15 protein-coding genes and 1 pseudogene are annotated in these 18,778 nt (G+C 66.9%); 8 read left to right on the top strand and 8 right to left on the bottom strand.

The annotated features are described in order from the left end of the window. Positions 1 to 380: 380 nt before the first annotated feature. Together ACIUM1_RS01390 and ACIUM1_RS01395 are read right to left on the bottom strand one after the other, a co-directional pair. A complete protein-coding gene (locus ACIUM1_RS01390; RefSeq protein WP_406817893.1) occupies positions 381 to 3,002 on the bottom strand; it encodes a LuxR C-terminal-related transcriptional regulator in 2,622 nt (873 codons plus the stop codon). A gap of 484 nt (positions 3,003 to 3,486) precedes the next feature. Then, a complete protein-coding gene (locus ACIUM1_RS01395; protein ID WP_406817894.1) occupies positions 3,487 to 6,147 on the bottom strand; it encodes a LuxR C-terminal-related transcriptional regulator in 2,661 nt (886 codons plus the stop codon). A gap of 1,189 nt (positions 6,148 to 7,336) precedes the next feature. Between ACIUM1_RS01395 and ACIUM1_RS01400 the strand changes: the two genes are divergently transcribed. From ACIUM1_RS01400 to ACIUM1_RS01410, 3 genes are read left to right on the top strand one after another with little or no spacing between them, the layout of a single operon-like run. After that, on the top strand, positions 7,337 to 7,738 hold the full coding sequence (locus ACIUM1_RS01400; protein ID WP_406817895.1) for a helix-turn-helix domain-containing protein: 402 nt from the start codon (positions 7,337 to 7,339) through the stop codon (positions 7,736 to 7,738). Continuing rightward, positions 7,719 to 8,204, top strand: a complete 486-nt coding sequence (locus ACIUM1_RS01405; protein ID WP_406815531.1) for a hypothetical protein — start codon at positions 7,719 to 7,721, stop codon at positions 8,202 to 8,204. The genes ACIUM1_RS01400 and ACIUM1_RS01405 overlap by 20 nt, the downstream gene beginning before the upstream one ends. After that, entirely contained in the window at positions 8,201 to 9,412 is a 1,212-nt protein-coding gene (locus ACIUM1_RS01410) for a DUF6545 domain-containing protein (protein WP_406815532.1), read from the top strand. Before ACIUM1_RS01405 ends, ACIUM1_RS01410 begins: the two co-directional genes overlap by 4 nt. A 22-nt stretch (positions 9,413 to 9,434) precedes the next feature. Here the strand turns inward: ACIUM1_RS01410 and mshC are convergent, their stop codons facing one another. Next, the gene (gene mshC / locus ACIUM1_RS01415; RefSeq protein WP_406815533.1) at positions 9,435 to 10,670 is read right to left on the bottom strand and encodes a cysteine--1-D-myo-inosityl 2-amino-2-deoxy-alpha-D-glucopyranoside ligase; all 1,236 of its coding nucleotides are present in this window, start codon (positions 10,668 to 10,670) and stop codon (positions 9,435 to 9,437) included. 80 nt (positions 10,671 to 10,750) lie between these two features. After that, on the bottom strand, positions 10,751 to 11,542 hold the full coding sequence (locus ACIUM1_RS01420; protein WP_406815534.1) for a 3'(2'),5'-bisphosphate nucleotidase CysQ: 792 nt from the start codon (positions 11,540 to 11,542) through the stop codon (positions 10,751 to 10,753). Between the two features lie 83 nt (positions 11,543 to 11,625). Between ACIUM1_RS01420 and ACIUM1_RS01425 the strand changes: the two are divergent. Continuing rightward, positions 11,626 to 11,732, top strand: a pseudogene (locus tag ACIUM1_RS01425) (gamma-glutamyl-gamma-aminobutyrate hydrolase family protein); the annotation flags it as partial. On the opposite strand, the gene ACIUM1_RS01430 reads toward ACIUM1_RS01425, so the two are convergent. The 4 genes from ACIUM1_RS01430 to ACIUM1_RS01445 all read right to left on the bottom strand — a co-directional run bounded on the left by ACIUM1_RS01430 (position 11,731) and on the right by ACIUM1_RS01445 (position 14,433). Continuing rightward, the gene (locus tag ACIUM1_RS01430; protein WP_406815535.1) at positions 11,731 to 12,546 is read right to left on the bottom strand and encodes an SCO1664 family protein; all 816 of its coding nucleotides are present in this window, start codon (positions 12,544 to 12,546) and stop codon (positions 11,731 to 11,733) included. The pseudogene ACIUM1_RS01425 and the gene ACIUM1_RS01430 overlap by 2 nt on opposite strands. Beyond that, positions 12,530 to 13,117 carry a DUF3090 domain-containing protein gene (locus ACIUM1_RS01435; protein ID WP_406815536.1) on the bottom strand — a complete coding sequence of 196 codons (588 nt, stop codon included), beginning with the start codon at positions 13,115 to 13,117 and terminating at the stop codon, positions 12,530 to 12,532. The genes ACIUM1_RS01430 and ACIUM1_RS01435 overlap by 17 nt, the downstream gene beginning before the upstream one ends. 62 nt (positions 13,118 to 13,179) lie before the next feature. After that, positions 13,180 to 13,929 (bottom strand): histidine phosphatase family protein, encoded by a 750-nt coding sequence (locus tag ACIUM1_RS01440; protein ID WP_406815537.1) that lies wholly within the window; start codon positions 13,927 to 13,929, stop codon positions 13,180 to 13,182. Positions 13,930 to 14,130: 201 nt separating this feature from the next. Next, positions 14,131 to 14,433 carry a hypothetical protein gene (locus ACIUM1_RS01445; RefSeq protein ID WP_406815538.1) on the bottom strand — a complete coding sequence of 101 codons (303 nt, stop codon included), beginning with the start codon at positions 14,431 to 14,433 and terminating at the stop codon, positions 14,131 to 14,133. Between the two features lie 137 nt (positions 14,434 to 14,570). Between ACIUM1_RS01445 and ACIUM1_RS01450 the strand changes: the two genes are divergently transcribed. From ACIUM1_RS01450 to ACIUM1_RS01465, 4 genes are all read left to right on the top strand, one after another. Next, positions 14,571 to 15,611 carry a YncE family protein gene (locus tag ACIUM1_RS01450; protein ID WP_406817896.1) on the top strand — a complete coding sequence of 347 codons (1,041 nt, stop codon included), beginning with the start codon at positions 14,571 to 14,573 and terminating at the stop codon, positions 15,609 to 15,611. After that, entirely contained in the window at positions 15,608 to 15,877 is a 270-nt protein-coding gene (locus tag ACIUM1_RS01455; protein ID WP_406815539.1) for a DUF5703 family protein, read from the top strand. The genes ACIUM1_RS01450 and ACIUM1_RS01455 overlap by 4 nt, the downstream gene beginning before the upstream one ends. A gap of 32 nt (positions 15,878 to 15,909) precedes the next feature. Further along, positions 15,910 to 16,989 carry a quinone-dependent dihydroorotate dehydrogenase gene (locus tag ACIUM1_RS01460; RefSeq protein ID WP_406815540.1) on the top strand — a complete coding sequence of 360 codons (1,080 nt, stop codon included), beginning with the start codon at positions 15,910 to 15,912 and terminating at the stop codon, positions 16,987 to 16,989. Between the two features lie 188 nt (positions 16,990 to 17,177). Further along, the gene (locus ACIUM1_RS01465) at positions 17,178 to 18,719 is read left to right on the top strand and encodes an adenylate/guanylate cyclase domain-containing protein (protein ID WP_406815541.1); all 1,542 of its coding nucleotides are present in this window, start codon (positions 17,178 to 17,180) and stop codon (positions 18,717 to 18,719) included. Positions 18,720 to 18,778 lie beyond the last annotated feature (59 nt).

The raw sequence follows: 18,778 nt of genomic DNA on the forward strand, positions 1-18,778 counted from the left end.
CGGAATCGGGCTCGGCGAAGTGCATGACCCCGAGCGTCGTGTGTTTCAATCCCGTTGTCAGGCTTATGAAGTCGGTAGCGTAGTGAGGGCACGCACATAGAGTGGTAGGCGCAAACCGACAGAGTGGTGATCCCGCCGGCGGGGGGACGGTGTTCAACCCAAAATCAGCGTGCGTGCACGGATTGCCTTGTGAGACTTGCGGTTTTGCGGAACTGCCGGCTTCGGCTGTTACGCACTCGACCTCTCGAGAGGCCCTGCCGCCGAGCTTCGCGAAGATCTACAGGAGGCGCCGACACCCTCTGGAGGAAGACGAGCAATCGGCCGGCTCGCGCCGGCCACTGCCGTCCGCGCGATGACCATGGGTCACTGCGGAACGTCCGTCATGACGCGTCGGGTTCGTCGTCCTGCGGGCCGGACAAATCCAGGTTCAGCAGCTGGACGAGTTGGTCGCGGTGGTTGACGCCGAGTTTGGTGAAGAGACGGTACAGGTGCCCTTCGACCGTGCGTACCGAGATGACCAGCCGGTTGGCGATCTCGCGGTTGGACATTCCTGCCGCGACCAGCGTCACGATCTGGCGCTCACGGCCGCTGAAGGGAAGCGGGCGCGCCGCAGCCTCGAGCGCCGGTGTACGCACACCGCACTGGTTGGCCAAGGAGTGCGCCCAGCTCGACGACTCGATCTCCTTGCGCCGGTCGCCGCGACGGGCATGTTCGCCGGCCGCCTGCGCCGACGCATCGGCAGCGAAAGCCAATGCGCCGAGATCAGCGAATTTGTGCGCAGCGGCATCAAGCAGGTGGCCGTCGTGTCGGGCCAGCCCGCGGGCATGGTCGGCGACCGCTTGCGCGGATGGAGAGTTCAACATCTGTGCGAGCTCGTCTACCCGTGCGGACTGTGAACGGTCGCCAAAGCGAATAGCGGCGTGGCGTGCCCGCATCTCCGCCACGCTCATCCCGGCCGTGCGCGCCGTTTCCGCCGCTTGCGCCGCATGGGTCTGCGCGGCAACCGCGTCGCCGGCCGCTGCCCGTTCCCAGGCGCGGGCGAGCTCGAGTTCGGGCAAGAACACCGCAACATGCGGTCCGTAGGCGTTTTCCGCGAGCCGCAGCGCCGCGGCGGCCGCCGCGCTGTCCCCCCGCGCCCCCTCGGCTTGGGCATGCAAGGCTGCCACCACCAGCATCCAGGGCGACGGAAAGCCTTGGGATAGTTGGGAGATCGATCGGGCCAGGGTGGCGCATGCCGACGGCAGCTCACCGCGGGAAACCTGCACGAGCCCGAGCATCGCATCTACCATGGCCTCCGCTGCGGGAAGACCGGCAGCCATCGCGGCATAACGCTTGTAAATCCGCTCGGCCCCCGGATAGTCACCGACGGCAGTGGCGACCATGACCTCGGTCATCCCGATGGCGAACCGCTGCGATCCGGCTTTGCAGAGCGCCGTCGCGCGTAACCCGGCATCCGCTATGCGGCGAACTTCGGAGAACCGCCCGGCGGCCATCAAGGCACCGCATGTTGCGATCGCCGCCCACACGGTTGCCATCGGCAATACATCCGGCTCACACAGCCCCGGCCCCAGCGCAATCGTGGTCTGAACGTCGCCGCAGAAGAATCCGATCGAGACCTCCACGGCATCGATCAACTGGTTGCCCCTAGTCACCACCACACGCTGTTTCACGTCGCCGAGTACCCGCTTGGCGGTTTCGGCGTCACCGCACCCCCACGCCAAGTTCGCGGCGCGCAGACAACCCCACCGCGCGATGAGCCATTCGTCGGCATCGTCGATGTCGACGTCCATCAGGACGGCCTCGGCCTCTTCGCCGCGCCCCTGCCAACTCACCGCCTCGGCAAGCACCAGCGCCGCCGGCAGACCACCGGCACGGTCGACCGCGAACCTCGCCAAGTCCTCGCCGAGCACCACGTTCGACATCGCCAACGCATCCGCGGCCGCTTTGGTGATCACGTCGAGGTCAGGCTCCAAGTCGCTGCGTATCATGAACTGGGCCAACCGGATTCGGCTGCGAAGGTCGGGCAGTTGGGAGCGTCGCCCCGCTGCCCGCAGATGCCGTCGAAGAGTTTTCGCCAAAATGCCGTTGAGTTGCCGCGAACGCACCACCCCGGCTCGGCGGGTCGCCGTTTCACCGAGCATGGGGTGATTCAACTGCGCCACGGTATGGGATCCGTCGGCAACCAACTGGATCAGTCCACGGCGCTCCAGGTTTGCCATCGCGTCGGCATCGCAGATGTCGCGCAGGATCTCCAACTCCAGCAATTCGGCGGTGGCCAAGATCTCCACCACCTCCAACTCCTTGGGACTCAGCGACTGCAACCGGAACTCCAAGGCGTCGCGAAGTTCGCGGTCCGGGCGCAACGGACCCCGAAGTTGCCAGCCCCGCTCCGTGTGAACCAATACCCCGCTTTCCCGGCCCGCGGTCAAGAATCCCCGCAGTAGCAAAAGATTTCCCGCACTGCGCTCGAACAACTCGTCAACCAGCTCCGATTCGACCGGCCCACCCAGAACCGCGCCGGCCAACAAACCGGTCTGCTCGCGGGTGAAAGAGTCGACATGAACGGTGAGCAGCAAGCGCTCCTTCAACAACGCAGTCACCGCATCCAGCACCGGCTCGCCCGACCGGATCGTCACGATCAACCGCGCACTACGGCTGGCCGCAAGCTGATTGACCAAGGTGGCCGACAACGGATCAAGCAATTGCGCGTCGTCAACCACCACCACCAGGTTTTTGTCCTGGCCCAAGGTCTCGTGCGCAGCGGCCAGCATGATCGCCGGTTCATGTCCTACCCCGAGGCTGACCGCGCGAGAAAACGCACCCAGCGGCACCGCACACCCCGTTTGGGTGCCCAACGCGAACCGCACCGTGCGCCCCGCGGACTCAACCGTCTTTGCCAGCATGCGCGCCAGGGTCGACTTGCCCACCCCGCTGTCGCCGACCAGCGCCACCCCGTAGAAATCTCCGTTGGTGAGCGCCGACATCGACCGCCGCAACTCCACGTCGCGCCCCACAATGGGCCACGGCGACTCGTTCGCCCTCTGCGTCAAATGATGTCTCCCCACTTCCAGCGAGGCTGCCGACTTGGCGGCCAGGCTGCCGCGGTCCGCTGACGTCTGCCGCGAACCAGGGCGGTTCTCGGCTGCTGAACGAGACGGCCTGAGCTCGCTGCCACTACATAACGGCTGAATTTGCGGCCGCCAAATAGAGTCTGAGGGAGTCACACGGAGCCGAGGTCGTGGCCGGGCGGTCCCGAGGAGGCCGGTCCTCGGCTGCGTGAAACTCCCACGGCGGGAACGGATCTGCGGGTCCGGACGGGTCGATATCGGGAATAGTGGTTAGGATGGTGTGCTTCCGACTACCTCTCATGTGCCGGAGCGTATGGCCCGTCGAGCGTGCGCCGTCGGGCTACGCAATCAAGTCGAGTGGTGTACGAGCCGAGATAGAGTAGCCACCCGCGACACTTCATAGGCTGGCAATAAAAACTTAGCCTGTCTGAGGGTGAGCGTTGCTTGCGTAATTAACCGACCCGTCGCCGCGGCCTAACGATTCGCATTGTACGAACGGCTGCCGGGTCGTCAGCCCGGTGAGTTCGTCGCGGTTGCTGATTTCGAGTTTGGCGAAAAGGCGATAGAGGTGTCCCTCCACCGTGCGCACCGAGATGACCAACTGCTCGGCGATCTCGCGGTTGGACAGACCGGCCGCGACCAACGTCACGATCTGGCGCTCCCGGCCGCTGAAGGGAAGCGGACACGCCGCAGCCTCGACCGCCGGTGTGCGCAATTCGCAACGGCTGGCCAACGCATGCGCCCAGGCCGACGACCTCAATTTCTTGCCGCGGTCGCCGTGACGGGCATGTTCGCCGGCCGCCTGCGCCGCCGCGTCGGCGGCAGAAGCCAATGCACCGAGATCAGCGAATTGGTGTGCCGCGGCATCGAGCCGATCTCCGTCGTGCTCCGCCAAACCGCGGGCATGGTGAGCGACCGCCTCGGCAAGCGCCGTGTCCAAGATGCGAGCAAGTTTCTCCAGCCGGGCGGTCTGTGAACGGTCGCCGAAGCGGACGGCTGTATGGCGTGCCCGCATCTCCGTCGCGTGCATGCCGGCCGCTCGCGCGATTTCCGCGGATTGCATCGAATGCTTCTGCGCGCCAGTCGCGTCGCCGGCCGCTGCCCGTTCCCAGGCGCGGGCGAGCTCGAGTTCGGGCAAGAACACCGCGACATGCGGTCCGTAGGCTTTGTCCGCCCGTCGCAAGGCCGCGACGGCTGCCACGTTGTTACCCCGCGCTCCCTCGGCCTGGGCCTGCAACGCAGCCACCACCACCAACCAAGGCGATGGAAAGCCCCCGGCGAATACGGTGAGCGCCTTGGTGAACACGGCGCACGCCGCCGGCAGCTCACCACGGGTGAGTCGAACGAGTCCGAGCATCGCATCAACCATGGCCTCAGCCGCGGGCGTACCGGCGGCCAAGGCGTCGTAGCGCTTGTAAATCCGCTCGGCAGCGCGGTCATCACCGGCGGCCGTCGCGGCCATGATCTCGGTCATGCCGATATTGAATCGGTGCGGCCCCAGTCCGCACAGTGCAGTCGCGCGCAGCCCGGCGTCCGCTACGCGCCCCACCTCGGAGAACCGCCCGGCAGCCGCCAGGGCCCCGCACGTCGGAAATGCCGCCCACACGGTCGCCACCGGCAGTACATCGGACTCACAGAGGCCCGGCCCGAGCTCGATCGTCGTCGCAACATCACCATGGAAGTAGCCGAGGGACAACTCTAGGGTGCTGATGAGGTGAAGGCTCACCTCCGACTGAACCCGCTTTTTCACGTCAGCGAGTGCCCGGGTCGCAGCTTCAACGTCCCCGCAGCCCCAGAACATGTTTGCGGCGCGCAGACAACCCCACCGCGCGATCAGGCAGTCCTCGTCGCCCACCCGGGGTTCGGCGTCGACCAGCACCGCGTCGGCCTCTTCGCCGCGCCCCTGCCAACTCACCGCCTCGGCAAGCACCAGCGCCGCCGGCAGACCACCGCCACGGTCGACCGCGAACCTCGCCAATTCCTCGCCGAGTACCAGATTCGACATCGCCAACGCATCCGTGGCCGCTTTGGTGATCACGTCGAGGTCAGGCTCCAAGTCGCTACGCATCATGAACTGAGCCAACCGGATCCTGGCCAGCGGGCCGGGCAGACGCACGGGTCGGCCCGCTGCCCGCTGATGCTTTTGCAGAGCTCGCGCCAACTTGCCGTTGAGTTGCCGCGCGCGCACCATGCCGGCTCGGCGGGTCGCCGCTTCACCGAGCATGGGGTGATTCAACTGCGCCACCGTTTGGGATCCGTCGGCAACCAACTGGATCAGACCACGGCGCTCCACAGCCGCCACCGCGGCGGCATCGCAGATGTCGCGCAGGATCTCCCACTTCAGCCGCTCGGCGGTGGCCAAGATCTCCACCACCTCCAACTCCTCGGGACTCAGCGACTGCAACCGGAACTCCAAGGCGTCGCGAAGTTCACGATCCGCGCGCAACGGACCCCGAAGTTGCCAGCCCCGCTGAGTGCGAACCAACACCCCGCTTTCCCGGCCCGCAGTCAGAAATCCCCGGAGTAGCAAAAGATTTCCCGCACTGCGCTCGAACAACTCGTCAACCAGCTCCGATTCGACCGGCCCACCCAGAACCGCGCCGGCCAACAAGCCGGTCTGCTCGCGGGTGAAAGAGTCGACGTGAACGGTGAGCAGCAAGCGCTCCTTCAACAACGCAGTCACCGCATCCAGCACCGGCTCGCCCGACCGGATCGTCACGATCAACCGCGCACTACGGCCGGCCGCAAGCTGATTGACCAAGGTGGCCGACAACGGATCAAGCAATTGCGCGTCGTCAACCACCACCACCAGGTTTTTGTCCTGGCCCAAGGTCTCGTGCGCAGCGGCCAGCATGATCGCCGGTTCATGGGCCACCCCGAGGCTGACCGCGCGAGAAAACGCACCCAGCGGCACCGCACAACCCGTTTGGGTGCCCAACGCGAACCGCACCGTGCGCCCCGCGGACTCAACCGTCTTTGCCAGCATGCGCGCCAAAGTCGACTTGCCCACCCCACTGTCGCCGACCAGCGCCACCCCGTAGAAATCTCCGTTGCTGAGCGCCGCCATCGACCGCCGCAACTCCACGTCGCGCCCCACAACGGGCCATGCGGACCCGACTTGCCCTGACACCTGGAACCCAGCTTTACCGAGAAAGAATCGACGCCGTGGCGTTTCGTACCGCCAGGCACCCACCCTGTGGGTAGCGTCCAAAATTCCAAATGGGCCGACCGGCCCACGCGGTAACGGCCACACGACGCCCCTGTGGCCGACGATTATCACCAGGTAGCGGTCGACGCGGCAGCCTGCCCACTGGCGGCAGCGCCGACTCGCTCCTGGTATGCACCGGACTCGACTCCTTCTTCAGTCCAGTATTCGTCCCGAAATATACCCCCATACTCGGGTGGCAGCAAATCGAATTCCAGACCGGGATTAGACACTCGTGTAAATTTAATGTATAGGTTGTACAGGTGTTTCATAGATTCGCATGGGAGGCATAAAGCGGCCACCAGCAAACATGCGTGCGCCGCGTTAGGCCACCGAGAATGCCGACCGAAACCACCAGCGAGGAAATTTCACGCCTTCGAATCAGCGCTGGCTAACACCGCCGGCGGCGTCGGCCATCTTCATTAATCGGGCCCATGGTGGCCCCTCGGTATCCGAATCGGGCGCCTGGTGCGCGCTGACGATAGCGGTTATTCGCGTCTATCTGGGCGCACCCGACGTTGCTGCGTTTCGCGAATACTTGCGTACATACTGGCCCAATTCGCTGCCAGTTGATTCGCCTCCGCGAAGATCGGGGCGGCACCGGATGAAACCCCATAATCGGTTCCCAAGCCGACGCGCGAGGGCGGGTCACACCCGGTCGGGTCCCCCTCGCATCGCTCGGCAGCAAAGCCGGGCCTGGAGACAGGTGGACGAGCCGATCGGTGCCCATCTCGAGAGGCACACCAGACCTGGCGAACTGTACACAGCAGTACACGTGACGCATTCAACCGTACGCTGTGGAAAATGTAAAACCGAACGCAACCCAACCTGTGGATATCGTGGTGAAGCGCTTCACCACACGCAGACGGCGACGTCACGGCAGTGCACCACATCATCAAGGCGGCCCGGCGGGTCGGCGGGGCAGGCGACGGCGGCTCTGTAACATGGGTACACACCGCTGGCAATCGCATGAAACGAGAGTGCATTGGGAGACGACGACGTCGAAGCCAAAGGACCGGATGACAGCGAGTTGGCAGCACGCCTGAACAAGCTGTTCGAGCTAATGCGCAAGGCGGGCACGCCCCCGCTGTCCAACGCCGCGGCCGCGGCGGCAATCACCGATAAAACCGGAGTCCCGATCAGCCCGGCTTATCTCTGGCAGCTCAGAAGCGGCATCAAAACAAACCCCACTGTCGCGCATTTGAGGGCGATCGCCGATTTCTTCGGCGTGCCGCCGTCATATCTGATAGATCGCGGCACTGACGCGGCAATCGACGCGCAACTGAATCTTCTGCAAGCCTTACGCGACAACGGAGTGCGCGACTTGGCGGCTCGGGCATCCGGACTGACCCCCCAGGCTCTCAATAGCCTGGCGGCGATAGTCGACCACCTTCGCGAACTTGAACGGTTGCCTCCTATTTCCTCTCCGCAAGATGGCCAGGCCGATGGCGGCATCAAACGCTGACATCCTTGCGCTGACGCGCAAGCTCCCGATCCCGGTGCCCTGGGACCGAAACGTCTTCATCGAGAACTTGGGCCAGATGCGCGGACGGCCCATCCGGCTGATCCCGACGGACACCGCGGCGCTGGCAGACAGCCCGTGCGGACTTTGGCTGGCCTGTGATGACGAAGACCTGATCCTGCATGAGGCCGGCACCACCGACTACCACATCGACCAGATTGTGGGCCACGAGATCGGGCATATCCTGCTGGGTCATGGCCGAAGCGTCAGTCGCGCCTGCGATGCGGCAGTGTGCCAGGCCTTGCCCGACCTCGATCCCGACACGGTGCGCGCGGTGTTGGGACGCGGCGACTACGCCAGTGAGCACGAGCGCGATGCCGAGATGTTCGCTTCTCTATTGCTGATCGCCGCCGCTGAGGCCGCCGAACGTCACTCCATGATGCGTAGCGCCTTCTTCCGCCGCCAGTGACCTCCACAGTCCCGGGCATCATCGCGTGGCCCGTGATCACGATCATGGCGATCGTCCTCGCAGCGCGTTTCCGATGGTGCAGGGCCAACCTCTACCAGACCTACCTCAACAATGTGATGGCTTGGCTGCTGCTGGCCCAGCTGTTGCGTGAGCGCAAGATCGAAGCGGTGTTGTCCGAAGGCGCTCTCATGACCGTGACCACCTCCCAGCAATTATCTTGCGTCGCAATGATTTTGGCGTGCACTGAATTCGTCGGGTTCACCATGCTGTGGAACAAGGTTTCGCCTGAGGAAACACGCCGCAGTCACCGCTATTACCGCTTGGCCGCCGTCGCGCTGTCGATGGCATTCCTGGGTGCGGGTACCCGTGCGCGCGTTGCGGGGCAGACGTTTGCGGTGTCCGGCGGCTGGGACGCGGTCTTGGCGCTGAGCCTGTACCTGACCATGGTCGTCATCTTGGTGATGCGGCTGCTCTGGATGTTCGGCTCTGAGCTGATAACAGCCACCGAGCGTCGCGAATTGTTGCTCGCCGCCGCCGGAATCCTCACGGTTGTCGTGACGGCGGCAGCGTGCACCGAGGCGCTGGTGCTGGCGGTGAGCGACCAGCTCGGCTGGACCCACACCGTTGAATTGCGGGGCCGGGTTCATGGGTCGGAGTTCCTCTGGAGGGCCGTCGTCGTCTATCTCTTCGGCGCGGTGCCGCTCGTCGTCAGGCTGCATTCGTTTTTCGGATTGGACCGCATCAGCCGCACCTGGAAGCGTTTGCAGCCGCTGCGGCTCAGCATGACAGCCGTGGTGCCGGAAAGCAGTTTCAGTATCGAGCATGACCACCGACGATTTCAGAAGACCACGCTCCAGCTGCACCAAACCGTCATCGAAATCCGCGACGCGATCCTGCAGCTGCGCCACTACGTGCGTAGTACGGCTCCGGTCCAGCTGGCCCAATTCCTCCACGAGCACTCCGTGCCGGTCGACGAACAGGACTCCGCGACAACCGCTTTCGAGTTGGCGCAGGCCGCCAAGGCGAAGATCGCCGGCGACAAACCCGAGACACCTGACATGGCCCTGGCCGTGCGCTCCCGATCGACAAGCCTCTACGAGGAGGCCGCCGACCTGTTGGCACTGGCGAAATGGTGGACGGCTGCGCTGGCGGCGACCGGACAGATAGCCCCGAACGGACCCGCTATGGGGACGGCACTGCCGGCGTGACCGGGGGCATACCGTCGTTCGGCTAGACGGCCACGCCCAGCAGCGCGTCGATGGCGGTCGCCACCAGGTTGGGCGCCTCGGAGTCGTGGCCACCGTATAGCAGCGCGTCGGTGGTCCAGCCGTCAAGTGCGGCAAGTGCTTTGGGAGTGTTCAGGTCGTCGGCCAGGTACTGGCGCAGCCGCGCGATCACGTCGGCGGCGTCCGGGCCGGCCGGCAGCGACGTCGCATCCCGCCAGCGCTGCAGCCGCCCGATGGCCTCGTCGAGCACCTGATCGCTCCAGTAACGGTCCCCGCGGTAATGTCCGGCCAGCAGACCCAGCCGAATGGCCGCCGGCTCGACGCCGCGGGCGCGCAGCTGGGACACCAGCACCAGGTTGCCGCGGCTCTTGGACATCTTGTGTCCGTCCCAGCCGATCATCCCGGCGTGCACATAGTGACGCGCGAATCTCCGTTCGCCGCGGACACATTCGGCATGCGCGGCGGTGAATTCGTGGTGCGGGAAGATCAGGTCGCTGCCCCCGCCCTGAATGTCCAGGCCGCTGCCGATGCGGCTGAGCGCGATCGCCGCGCACTCGACGTGCCAACCCGGCCGACCGGGGCCGAACGGCGAGGGCCAGCTGGGCTCCCCGGGCCGCGCGGCCCGCCATAGCAGGGCGTCGAGCTCGTCGGTCTTGCCGGGCCGTTGCGGGTCACCACCGCGCTCGGCGAACAGCCGCAGCATGGTGTCCCGGTCATAGCCGGACTCGTAGCCGAACTGCGGCGTGGCATCAGCTCGGTAGTAAACGTCGGGGAATTCGCCGTCGACGACATAGGCCGCACCGGAGGCCAGCATCTTCTCGACGAGTTCGACGACCTCGGCGATGGCCTCGGTCGCCCCGACGTATTCGCGGGGCGCCAGGATGCGCAGCGCCGCCATGTCTTCGCGGTACAGCGACACCTCGCGCTCGGCCAGGTCGCGCCAGTCGATGCCGTCGCGCTCGGCGCGTTCGAGCAGCGGATCGTCGACGTCGGTGACGTTCTGGACGTAGTGGACGTCGTGGCCGAGATCCAGCCACTGCCGGTGGATCAGATCGAACGCCAGATAGGTCGCCGCATGGCCCAGATGGGTGGCGTCGTACGGGGTAATGCCGCAGACATACATCGTGGCGGTCGAGCCGGCCGCCACGGGACGCACCTGCCGGTCAGACGTGTCGTACAGCCGAAGCTCCGGACCGCGTCCCGACAACACGGGAACTTGGGGGGAAGACCACGACTGCATGGCAATCAGCCTAAGCGCGCCGACGATGCGGCCCGCGCGGCGGGCCGAGAAGGAGGCGCGCAATCAACCCGGCGCCGGTGTCACCCGCCGCGGATGGCGCTCAGCAGGATCGGCGCCAGTTCGGCGCGACACATCACGAAGTCGGGCAGATATGGGTCGAGTTGGTTGTAGCGCATCGGTGATCCGTCGAGCCGCGATGCGTGCATCCCGGCGGCCATCACCACGCCGGCCGGGGCCGCCGAATCCCACTCCCATTGGCCGCCGGCGTGCACGTAGGCGTCGACGTCCCCGTCGATGATCGCCATCGCCTTCGCTCCCGCCGAGCCGATCGCGACGGGCTGGATGGGCAGTGTCTGCCGCATCCTGTGCAGCACCGAGGGCGGACGGGTGGCGCTGACGGCGATGCGGATGGTGTCGGTGACACCGACACGTGCGGCGTCGGCGGTCACGGTGTCGCTGCGGTACACGATGTTGCCCCGGGCCGGCAGCGACACGGCCGCGTCGGTGATTTCGCGCTCGCCATCGCTCGGGCGTTGCCACAGCGCGACGTGTACCGCCCAATCGTCGCGGCCCGGCGTGGAGAACTCCCGGGTGCCGTCCAGCGGGTCGATGATCCACACGCGGTCGTGCTGGAGGCGGGACAGGTCGTCGTACGCCTCCTCGCTGAGCACCGCATCGCCGGGCCGCTCCTCGCGCAGGCGCCGCAGAATAAGCGCGTTCGCCAGGCTGTCGCCCGCGTCGCCCAGTGCCCAGGGATACCCGAAGCCGACTTCGTCGCGGACTTTCAGCAACAACTCCCCCGCGTCGGCGGCGAGATCGGCGGCCAGAGCGGCATCGGACCCGTCCGTCCCATGGTCCACGCGGTTGCTCACCGCTTCAGTATCGCCGATGGTGTGACGCGGCCAGCACCGCTGGCGCCGATGGCGGCGACCCGCCGCGCCCGGCTACGCCGCGCTTGCGATCACCGCTGGCACCGATGGCGGCGACCCGCCGCGCCCGGCTACGCCGCGCTTGCGATCACCGCTGGCACCGATGGCGGCGCCGCCCGTACCGATCACCGCTAGAAAGCCGGCCAGGGAATGGGGCGATGCCGGTTGGGGCCGGGCATGACCGGGTTGTCCAGCAGCGCGTGTGCGCGCCGGCGCAGCGCGGCGACCTCGGCCCGGGTGATCTGCTCGGCCAGTTCCTCGCCGAACCGATCGTCGAGCGCGTCGATCAGGCCGGCGACCGCTTCCAGGGTGTCGTCGTCGATCGGCTTGCCGGCCCATCCCCAAAGCACCGTGCGCAGCTTGTCCTCGACGTGCAGGCAGACGCCGTGGTCGACCCCGAAGATGTGGCCGTCGATGTCGCGCAGCACATGGCCCCCCTTGCGGTCGGCGTTGTTGATCAACACGTCGAACACCGCCATTCGCCGCAACCGAATGTCGTCGGCATGCATCAGGACGACCTCGTCACCGGCGTAGTCGAGGGCGCGCAGCACCGGCAGATACCCCGGCTGCTTGGTGCCGGCCGGAAACAGGTCGACCAGGTCCGGCCCCGGCCGCGGCTCGGTGTCCACCGCGTCGCCAGGTTGTTGTATCCACCGCTGCAGCATGCCCGGACCCGCCGGCCCGTGCCGAATGATCGTGTACGGCACGATGTTCCAGCCTAATTTCGTCGAGACCAGATACGCGGCACGTTCCCGGCCGGCCAGTGTCCCGTCCGGGAAATCCCACAGCGGCGCCTCCCCGGCTACCGGCTTGTAGACACAGTGCACGCTGGACCCACCAAGCGTCGATTCGCATAGGAAGGTGCCGTTGCTGGCTGAGCGGATCCGGCCGATGACCGTCAGCTCGCCGTCGCGCAACACCTCACGGTCGTCAGGCCTCGGGGTCATCGTCAGGCCCGAGCAGCGCACTGCGCCGATATCCGTTGGCGCGTGCGCAGATATGGCCCTCCGGGTCCAACGGTTCGTCGCACAACGGACACGGCGGACGTCCCGCGGAGATGACGCGATTAGAGCGAGTCGCGAACTGGCGGGCCGACTCCGGTGTCAAGAACACCCGCACCGCGTCGGGACCCTCCTCGGTGTCGTCGAGCACCACCGACGCGTCGAACTCGGCGTCGGTAACCGCCAGTAGCTCGACCACCACCGTCTGGGCCTCCGAATCCCAGCCCAGGCCCATGGTTCCGACCCGGAACTCGGCATCCACCGGGGTGACCAATGGATCGAGGTCCCCCACCTCGGCGGGCTCCGGCGGCACGGGCGTGCCGAACCTGCGGTTCACCTCAAGCAGCAGCGCGCCGATGCGTTCGGACAGCACCGCCACCTGCTGCTTCTCCAGGATCACCGACACCACGCGGGCGTCGTGCACAGCCTGGATGTAGAACGTGCGGTTTCCGGGCTGGCCGACGGTCCCGGCCACGAAGCGGTCGGGTGTGCGGAAGACATGAATTGCGCGGGCCATGGCACTTTCCAAAATACCGGCTGTTGCCACCGCCGTGCGATCCGATGGAGGTAGCCGTCGAATTAATCCGTGGAACCGCCGACCACCGCGTCGCTGGACGGTACCGCGGCGGCCGATTCCGGCGGCTCTCCGTTGGACTCGGGATCGGTTTCCGGCTTCGTCTCGTCCTTCGCCGGGGGTCCGGCCCGCAGCGCGGCCGACAGCCGCGCGCCGGTGTGGTTGACGTGCAACACAAACGGGCGAAGCTCGGTGTAACGGATCACGCTCACCGACGCCGGGTCGGCGGTGACGCGCTGGAAGCCGTCCAGGTGGATGCCGTAGGCGTCGGCGATGACCGCCTTGATGACGTCACCGTGCGTGCAAGCGACCCACAGCACGTCGCCGCCGTGCTCGGCGGCGAGTCGGCGGTCGTGCTCGCGCACGGCGAACACTGTCCGAGCCTGCACCTGAGCCAGGCCCTCGCCGCCGGGGAACACCGCCGCGCTGGGATGGGCCTGAACGACCTTCCACAGCGGCTCGCCGACCAACTCGCCGATTTTGCGGCCCGTCCATTCCCCGTAGTCCACCTCGGCGAGCCGATCGTCGATGCGCGGGGTCAGGCACAGGGCGTCGGCCAACGGCTCGAGGGTGCGACGGCAGCGCAGCAGCGGCGAACTGACCAGCTCCCGGATCGGCAGATCACCAATGCGATCGATCAGGCCTTCGGCTTGTTCACGGCCCTTGTCATCGAGGTCGACGCCCTCGGAGCGACCGGCGAGCTCGCCCGCCGTGTTCGAACTCGAGCGGCCGTGCCGTAACAGGATGACGGTCATATCGACCACGACGGTACCCGGTGGACGGGTCCGCGATTGACTGGCGCAATGGTGGCGACCCGCTTCGCCCGGCTACGCCTGTGGTGGCGACCCGCTTCGCCCGGCTACGCCTGTGGTGGCGACCCGCTTCGCGCGGCTACGCCGCGCTCGCGATCACCACGGCCGCGCTCGCGATCGCCACGGCCGCGCTCGCGATCGCCACTAGCGCGAAACCGGCACCGCGTGCGCCACCGAGTCGCGCACCGCAGCGCTCAGGCTGCGCTTGTCGGTGAGGTCGATGTCAACCAGGCTGCGGACAGCCGTGGCGACCACCTCGTCAGCCTGCGGAACGGGCCCGGCCAGACGTGCCCGGTAAACTTCGACGACAAGGGACCGGTTCTCGATGTGGAACGAAAAACTCCGCCCATCACCGACTTGTCCGTATCCGCTAGCAGAAATTCCTGTAGACATGTCCTCGACAGCAAACTCATTCTGCGTCAAATGACGGTCAGCGGTGACGGCCATGAGGTGACCATACCTCGCCCCTGAGTACGGACGCAGGCAGCGTGGCCCTAGCAGGCCCGAACGCGTTCCTTAGAATTTGTGTTCCACCGCCGAACCATGAGGAAAAAGAATTGCTGCCCCGACAATCTCGTCACAGACTGGCAGCTCACAACGGTGCGCTGGGCCTCGCGGTTTTGCTGAGCGCGCTAACGGGTTGTTCGTCGAATCCGCTCGACACCGCGCCGCGGACCATCGCACCGGCGCACGCCGCGGTGTCGCCGCCGCCGTCGCAGCAGCCGGCCGGGACGGTGCGTCCGCTGGCCGGTCACGCGGCGGCGGCGGTCTTCGACGGCGCCACCCGCCAGCTGGCGGTCCTGACGCCGGGCGCCGACCCGGCCGCACCCGCCAGCGTCGCCGTCTTCGGAAACACGCAGGTGACGCCGCGCGTGGTCGACCTGCCGGGACCGGCGACCGCGTTGGCCGATGACGGCCACGGAACCGCCTACCTGGCCGGCCAAGGCGGCTACTTCACGGTCGAGCTGGCCACCGGGCGCGCCACGCAGGTGGCCGTCGCCGACGCCTCCCAGACCGATTTCACCGCGGTGGCCCAGCGTTCCGACGGCCGGCTGGTGCTGGGTAGCGCCGACGGCGCGGTGTACACCCTTGCCTCCCAGACACCCGGCACCGCGTCCGGCGCGACCGTCAGCAATCGCATCAAGCTCTTCGCCCGCGTCGATTGGCTTGCCACACAAGGCAATACGACAGTGGTGCTGGACCGTGGACAGACGTCGGTGACGACGATCGACGCCGACGGCCACACCCAGCAGGCGCTGCGGGCGGGGCGGGGCGCCACCACGATGGCCGCCGACCCGGCGGGCCGGGTGCTGGTCGCCGACACCCGCGGAGGCCAGCTGCTGGTATACGGCGTAAACCCATTGATTTTGCGTCAGGCCTACCCGGTGCCGCAGGCGCCGTACGGCCTGGCCGGCTCCCACGCGTTAGCCTGGGTTTCGCAGACCGTTTCCAATATCGTCATTGGTTACGATCTATCCACCGGAATTCCCGTCGAAAAGGTGCGTTACCCGACCGTGCAGCAACCGAACTCACTGGCCTTCGACGAAGCGTCAGACACCCTGTACGTGGCGTCAGGTTCCGGTGCGGGAGTTCAGGTCATCGAGCACGCGGCGGGTACGCGTTGACCGCGGCGCGCCGCAGCCGCCTGCCCGCGGGCTGGGACACCGATATGTCCGACGAATACGAATGGGCGCCCCTGCGCCTGCCACCAGAGGTGACCCGGGTCAGCGCGTCCACCCGATTGTCCATCGAGGCCGAATACCGCGGCTGGGAGTTGACCAGGGTACGGCTTTACACCGATGGCAGCAGACGAGTGCTGTTGCGCCGCAAGAAGTCCCGTTTGGACGGTGCCGGCTCCGAGGGGCGACGGCCCGACCAGCCGGAACTGTGACGGCCGCCCGGCCACGCGAGGGCGGGCATTGGATGTACCGCTTGTTTCGGCAGCTGTTTTTCGTGGTTCCGCCCGAGCGGATCCATACGCTGGTGTTCGCCTTTCTCCGCGGTGTCACCGCGGCCGGCTGGACGCGCCGGTTGCTGCACCGGATGCTGGCCCCGAGCGATCCGGCGTTGTCCAGCACGGTGTTCGGGGTGCGCTTTCCCGGGCCGCTGGGCTTGGCGGCCGGTTTCGACAAGGATGGCCTGGGGCTGCTCACCTGGGGTGCGCTCGGTTTCGGGTACGCCGAGGTGGGAACGGTCACCGCGAACCCGCAACCCGGCAACCCCGCCCCGCGGTTGTTCCGGCTGCCGGCCGACCGGGCCCTGCTGAACCGGATGGGCTTCAACAATCTCGGTGCGGGCGCGCTGGAGGCGCGGCTTTCGCGGCAGCGGCCCGAAGTGCCCATCGGGGTCAACATCGGCAAGACGAAGGTGACGCCGGCCGACGAGGCCGTCGACGATTACCGGGCGAGCGCCCGGCTGGTCGGCCCGCTGGCGTCCTACCTGGTAGTCAATGTCAGCTCGCCGAACACGCCCGGGCTGCGTGATCTGCAGGCAGTCGAGTCGCTGCGGCCGATCCTATCGGCCGTGCTCGCCGAAACGGCCACACCGGTGTTGGTGAAGATCGCGCCGGACCTTTCCGATTCCGATGTGGACCAGATCGCCGATCTGGCAGTCGAATTGGGCCTGGCCGGCATCGTCGCCACCAACACCACGGTGTCGCGGCAGGGCTTGAACACACCGGGGGTCGACGAGCTTGGCCCGGGCGGCATCTCCGGGCCGCCGGTGGCGCACCGCGCCGTCGAGGTGCTGCGCCGGCTGTACGGCCGTGTCGGCGATCGCCTGGTTCTGATCAGCGTCGGGGGTATCGAGACCGCGGACGACGCCTGGGAGCGGATCACTGCGGGGGCATCGCTGCTGCAGGGCTACACGGGCTTCATCTACGGAGGAGGCTTGTGGGCCAAGCAGATTCACCAGGGCATCGCGCAGCGGCTGCACGACGGCGGCTTCGCCTCGCTCGGTGACGCCGTCGGTTCGGCCGCCCGCACACCGGGACTGCCCGATTGAGCTACGCTGTGCCCCTTGCCTTGAAGGTCCCGCCGTGGCACTCGCTGATGCGGCATACCCCGCAGTTGACACGCTGCCGATGATCCCGACGTCGAGCACCGCAGCTGCCTGCGCTCAGTACGGGGAGATGATTTGGCGGACTGCGGTTGGCGCCCCCGGGGCGGTGACATCAGCAGTACGCTCAACCAGTGCCGGAAACGTCATACGCGGCATGTGGCGACCTCAGCCTGGCGTATCAGGTCTTCGGCGACGGGCCTGTCGAGCTTGTCGTCGTCGGACCGTTCGTCAGCCACATCGAGCTGGCCTGGACTCTCCCCCAATTCAAAGCGTTCATGGAGCAGCTCGCCACGTTCTGTCGCGTCCTTGTGTTCGACAAGGCCGGGGTCGGCCTTTCGGACCCGGTGCCGAAAGTGCGGACGCTGGATGATCGGGTGGGCGAGATCGAGACCGTCATGGACGCCGTCGGGTTCGGACGGGCCGTGATCTCCGGTCTGAGCGATGGTGGACCGGCGTCCATGATGTTCGCGGCAGCACGGCCGGAGCGAGTGCGGGCGCTCATCCTTTGTGCCACATACTCGTTTCACCCGTGCGGCTGGGACGACATGGATCGTGACCCGGCCGAGCTGCGGGCGCGCTTCCTTTCCGAGCTGGGTGAGAACTACACGCCATCGGTTGAACAGCTCGCCCGCTGGCTGGAAGGCAGCCGCGCCGTGCGCTCCCGGTGGGGCACCGGTGCGGCGGCCAGCATCAGCGCGCCGTCGGTCCGGTCGATACGCCAGCTCGCAATGTTGGAGCGCATGAGCGCGAGCCCGGGAATGGCGCGGGCGTCATTCGAAGCGGCCTTTCTCACTGACGTGCGCCCCATCCTGCCCACGATCAGCGTGCCGACTTTGGTCATCCACGCCCGTGAGGACCCCGCGGTTCCGGTGCAAGGCGGCCGGTATCTCGCCGACCACATCCCCGGCGCGCGGTACCTCGAGGTCGAGGGTGTAGACCATGCCCCCTTCTTGACCGATCCCGACAAAATCCTGACCGGGATCGAGGAGTTCCTCACAGGCAGCCATGCCGCGCCAGCACAGTCACATCGCGCCCTGCGCACGGTGTTGTTCACCGACATGGTCGGCTCGACTCAACATGCCGCGGCAGCGGGCGATGAGCGGTGGCGCGCGGTGTTGGACCGCTTCGGTGAGATCACCGCCGAACTCGCCGAACGGTTCGGCGGCACGGTGGTCAAGAGCACCGGCGACGGACACCTCACCACCTTCGACGGCCCGTCGCAGGCCATCCGGTGCGCCGAGGCATTGCGCGGTGACGCCGAGATCCTCGGTGTCCAGATCCGCATCGGCATCCACACTGGAGAATGCGAGCTACTGGACAACGACATCGGCGGAATCGCGGTACACATCGCGGCGCGGATCCTCGGGCACGCAGGAGCAGGCGACATTCTCGTGTCCCGCACCGTGTGCGACCTGGTCGTCGGATCGGGCACGGGCTTCCAGGACCGTGGCAGCGTCGAGCTGCGTGGCGTGCCCGGCCGTTGGCAATTGCTGGCGGTCGATCGCCACGGCCCGCGGGCGGGATCGCCTGAGGCGCAACTGGTGTCGACGCCCACTCCCGGCCGCCGAACCGCGATGCGCCGCTCGGACCGCGCCGTGGAGCTGATCGCGACGCGCGCACCGTGGGTTCTCCGCGGGATGGCGCACCTCGCCCCCGCCACCGGACGCCGGTGAGCCCTCAGCCCGAGCTCGGGGTGCCCAGCACCCACTGACCACCGGCGCCTGCCTTGCCC

The sequence above is a fragment of the Mycobacterium sp. M23085 genome (assembly GCF_045343915.1).
Lineage (GTDB): Bacteria > Actinomycetota > Actinomycetes > Mycobacteriales > Mycobacteriaceae > Mycobacterium.

Excerpts from the sequence above, each read along its gene's own strand:
- ACIUM1_RS01400 (WP_406817895.1), top strand. The coding sequence starts at position 7,337 with ATGCGCAAGGCGGGCACGCCCCCGCTGTCCAACGCCGCGGCCGCGGCG.
- ACIUM1_RS01405 (WP_406815531.1), top strand. The coding sequence starts at position 7,719 with ATGGCGGCATCAAACGCTGACATCCTTGCGCTGACGCGCAAGCTCCCG.
- mshC (WP_406815533.1), bottom strand. The coding sequence starts at position 10,670 with ATGCAGTCGTGGTCTTCCCCCCAAGTTCCCGTGTTGTCGGGACGCGGT.
- ACIUM1_RS01430 (WP_406815535.1), bottom strand. The coding sequence starts at position 12,546 with ATGACCCCGAGGCCTGACGACCGTGAGGTGTTGCGCGACGGCGAGCTG.
- ACIUM1_RS01435 (WP_406815536.1), bottom strand. The coding sequence starts at position 13,117 with ATGGCCCGCGCAATTCATGTCTTCCGCACACCCGACCGCTTCGTGGCC.
- ACIUM1_RS01440 (WP_406815537.1), bottom strand. The coding sequence starts at position 13,929 with ATGACCGTCATCCTGTTACGGCACGGCCGCTCGAGTTCGAACACGGCG.
- ACIUM1_RS01445 (WP_406815538.1), bottom strand. The coding sequence starts at position 14,433 with ATGGCCGTCACCGCTGACCGTCATTTGACGCAGAATGAGTTTGCTGTC.
- ACIUM1_RS01460 (WP_406815540.1), top strand. The coding sequence starts at position 15,910 with ATGTACCGCTTGTTTCGGCAGCTGTTTTTCGTGGTTCCGCCCGAGCGG.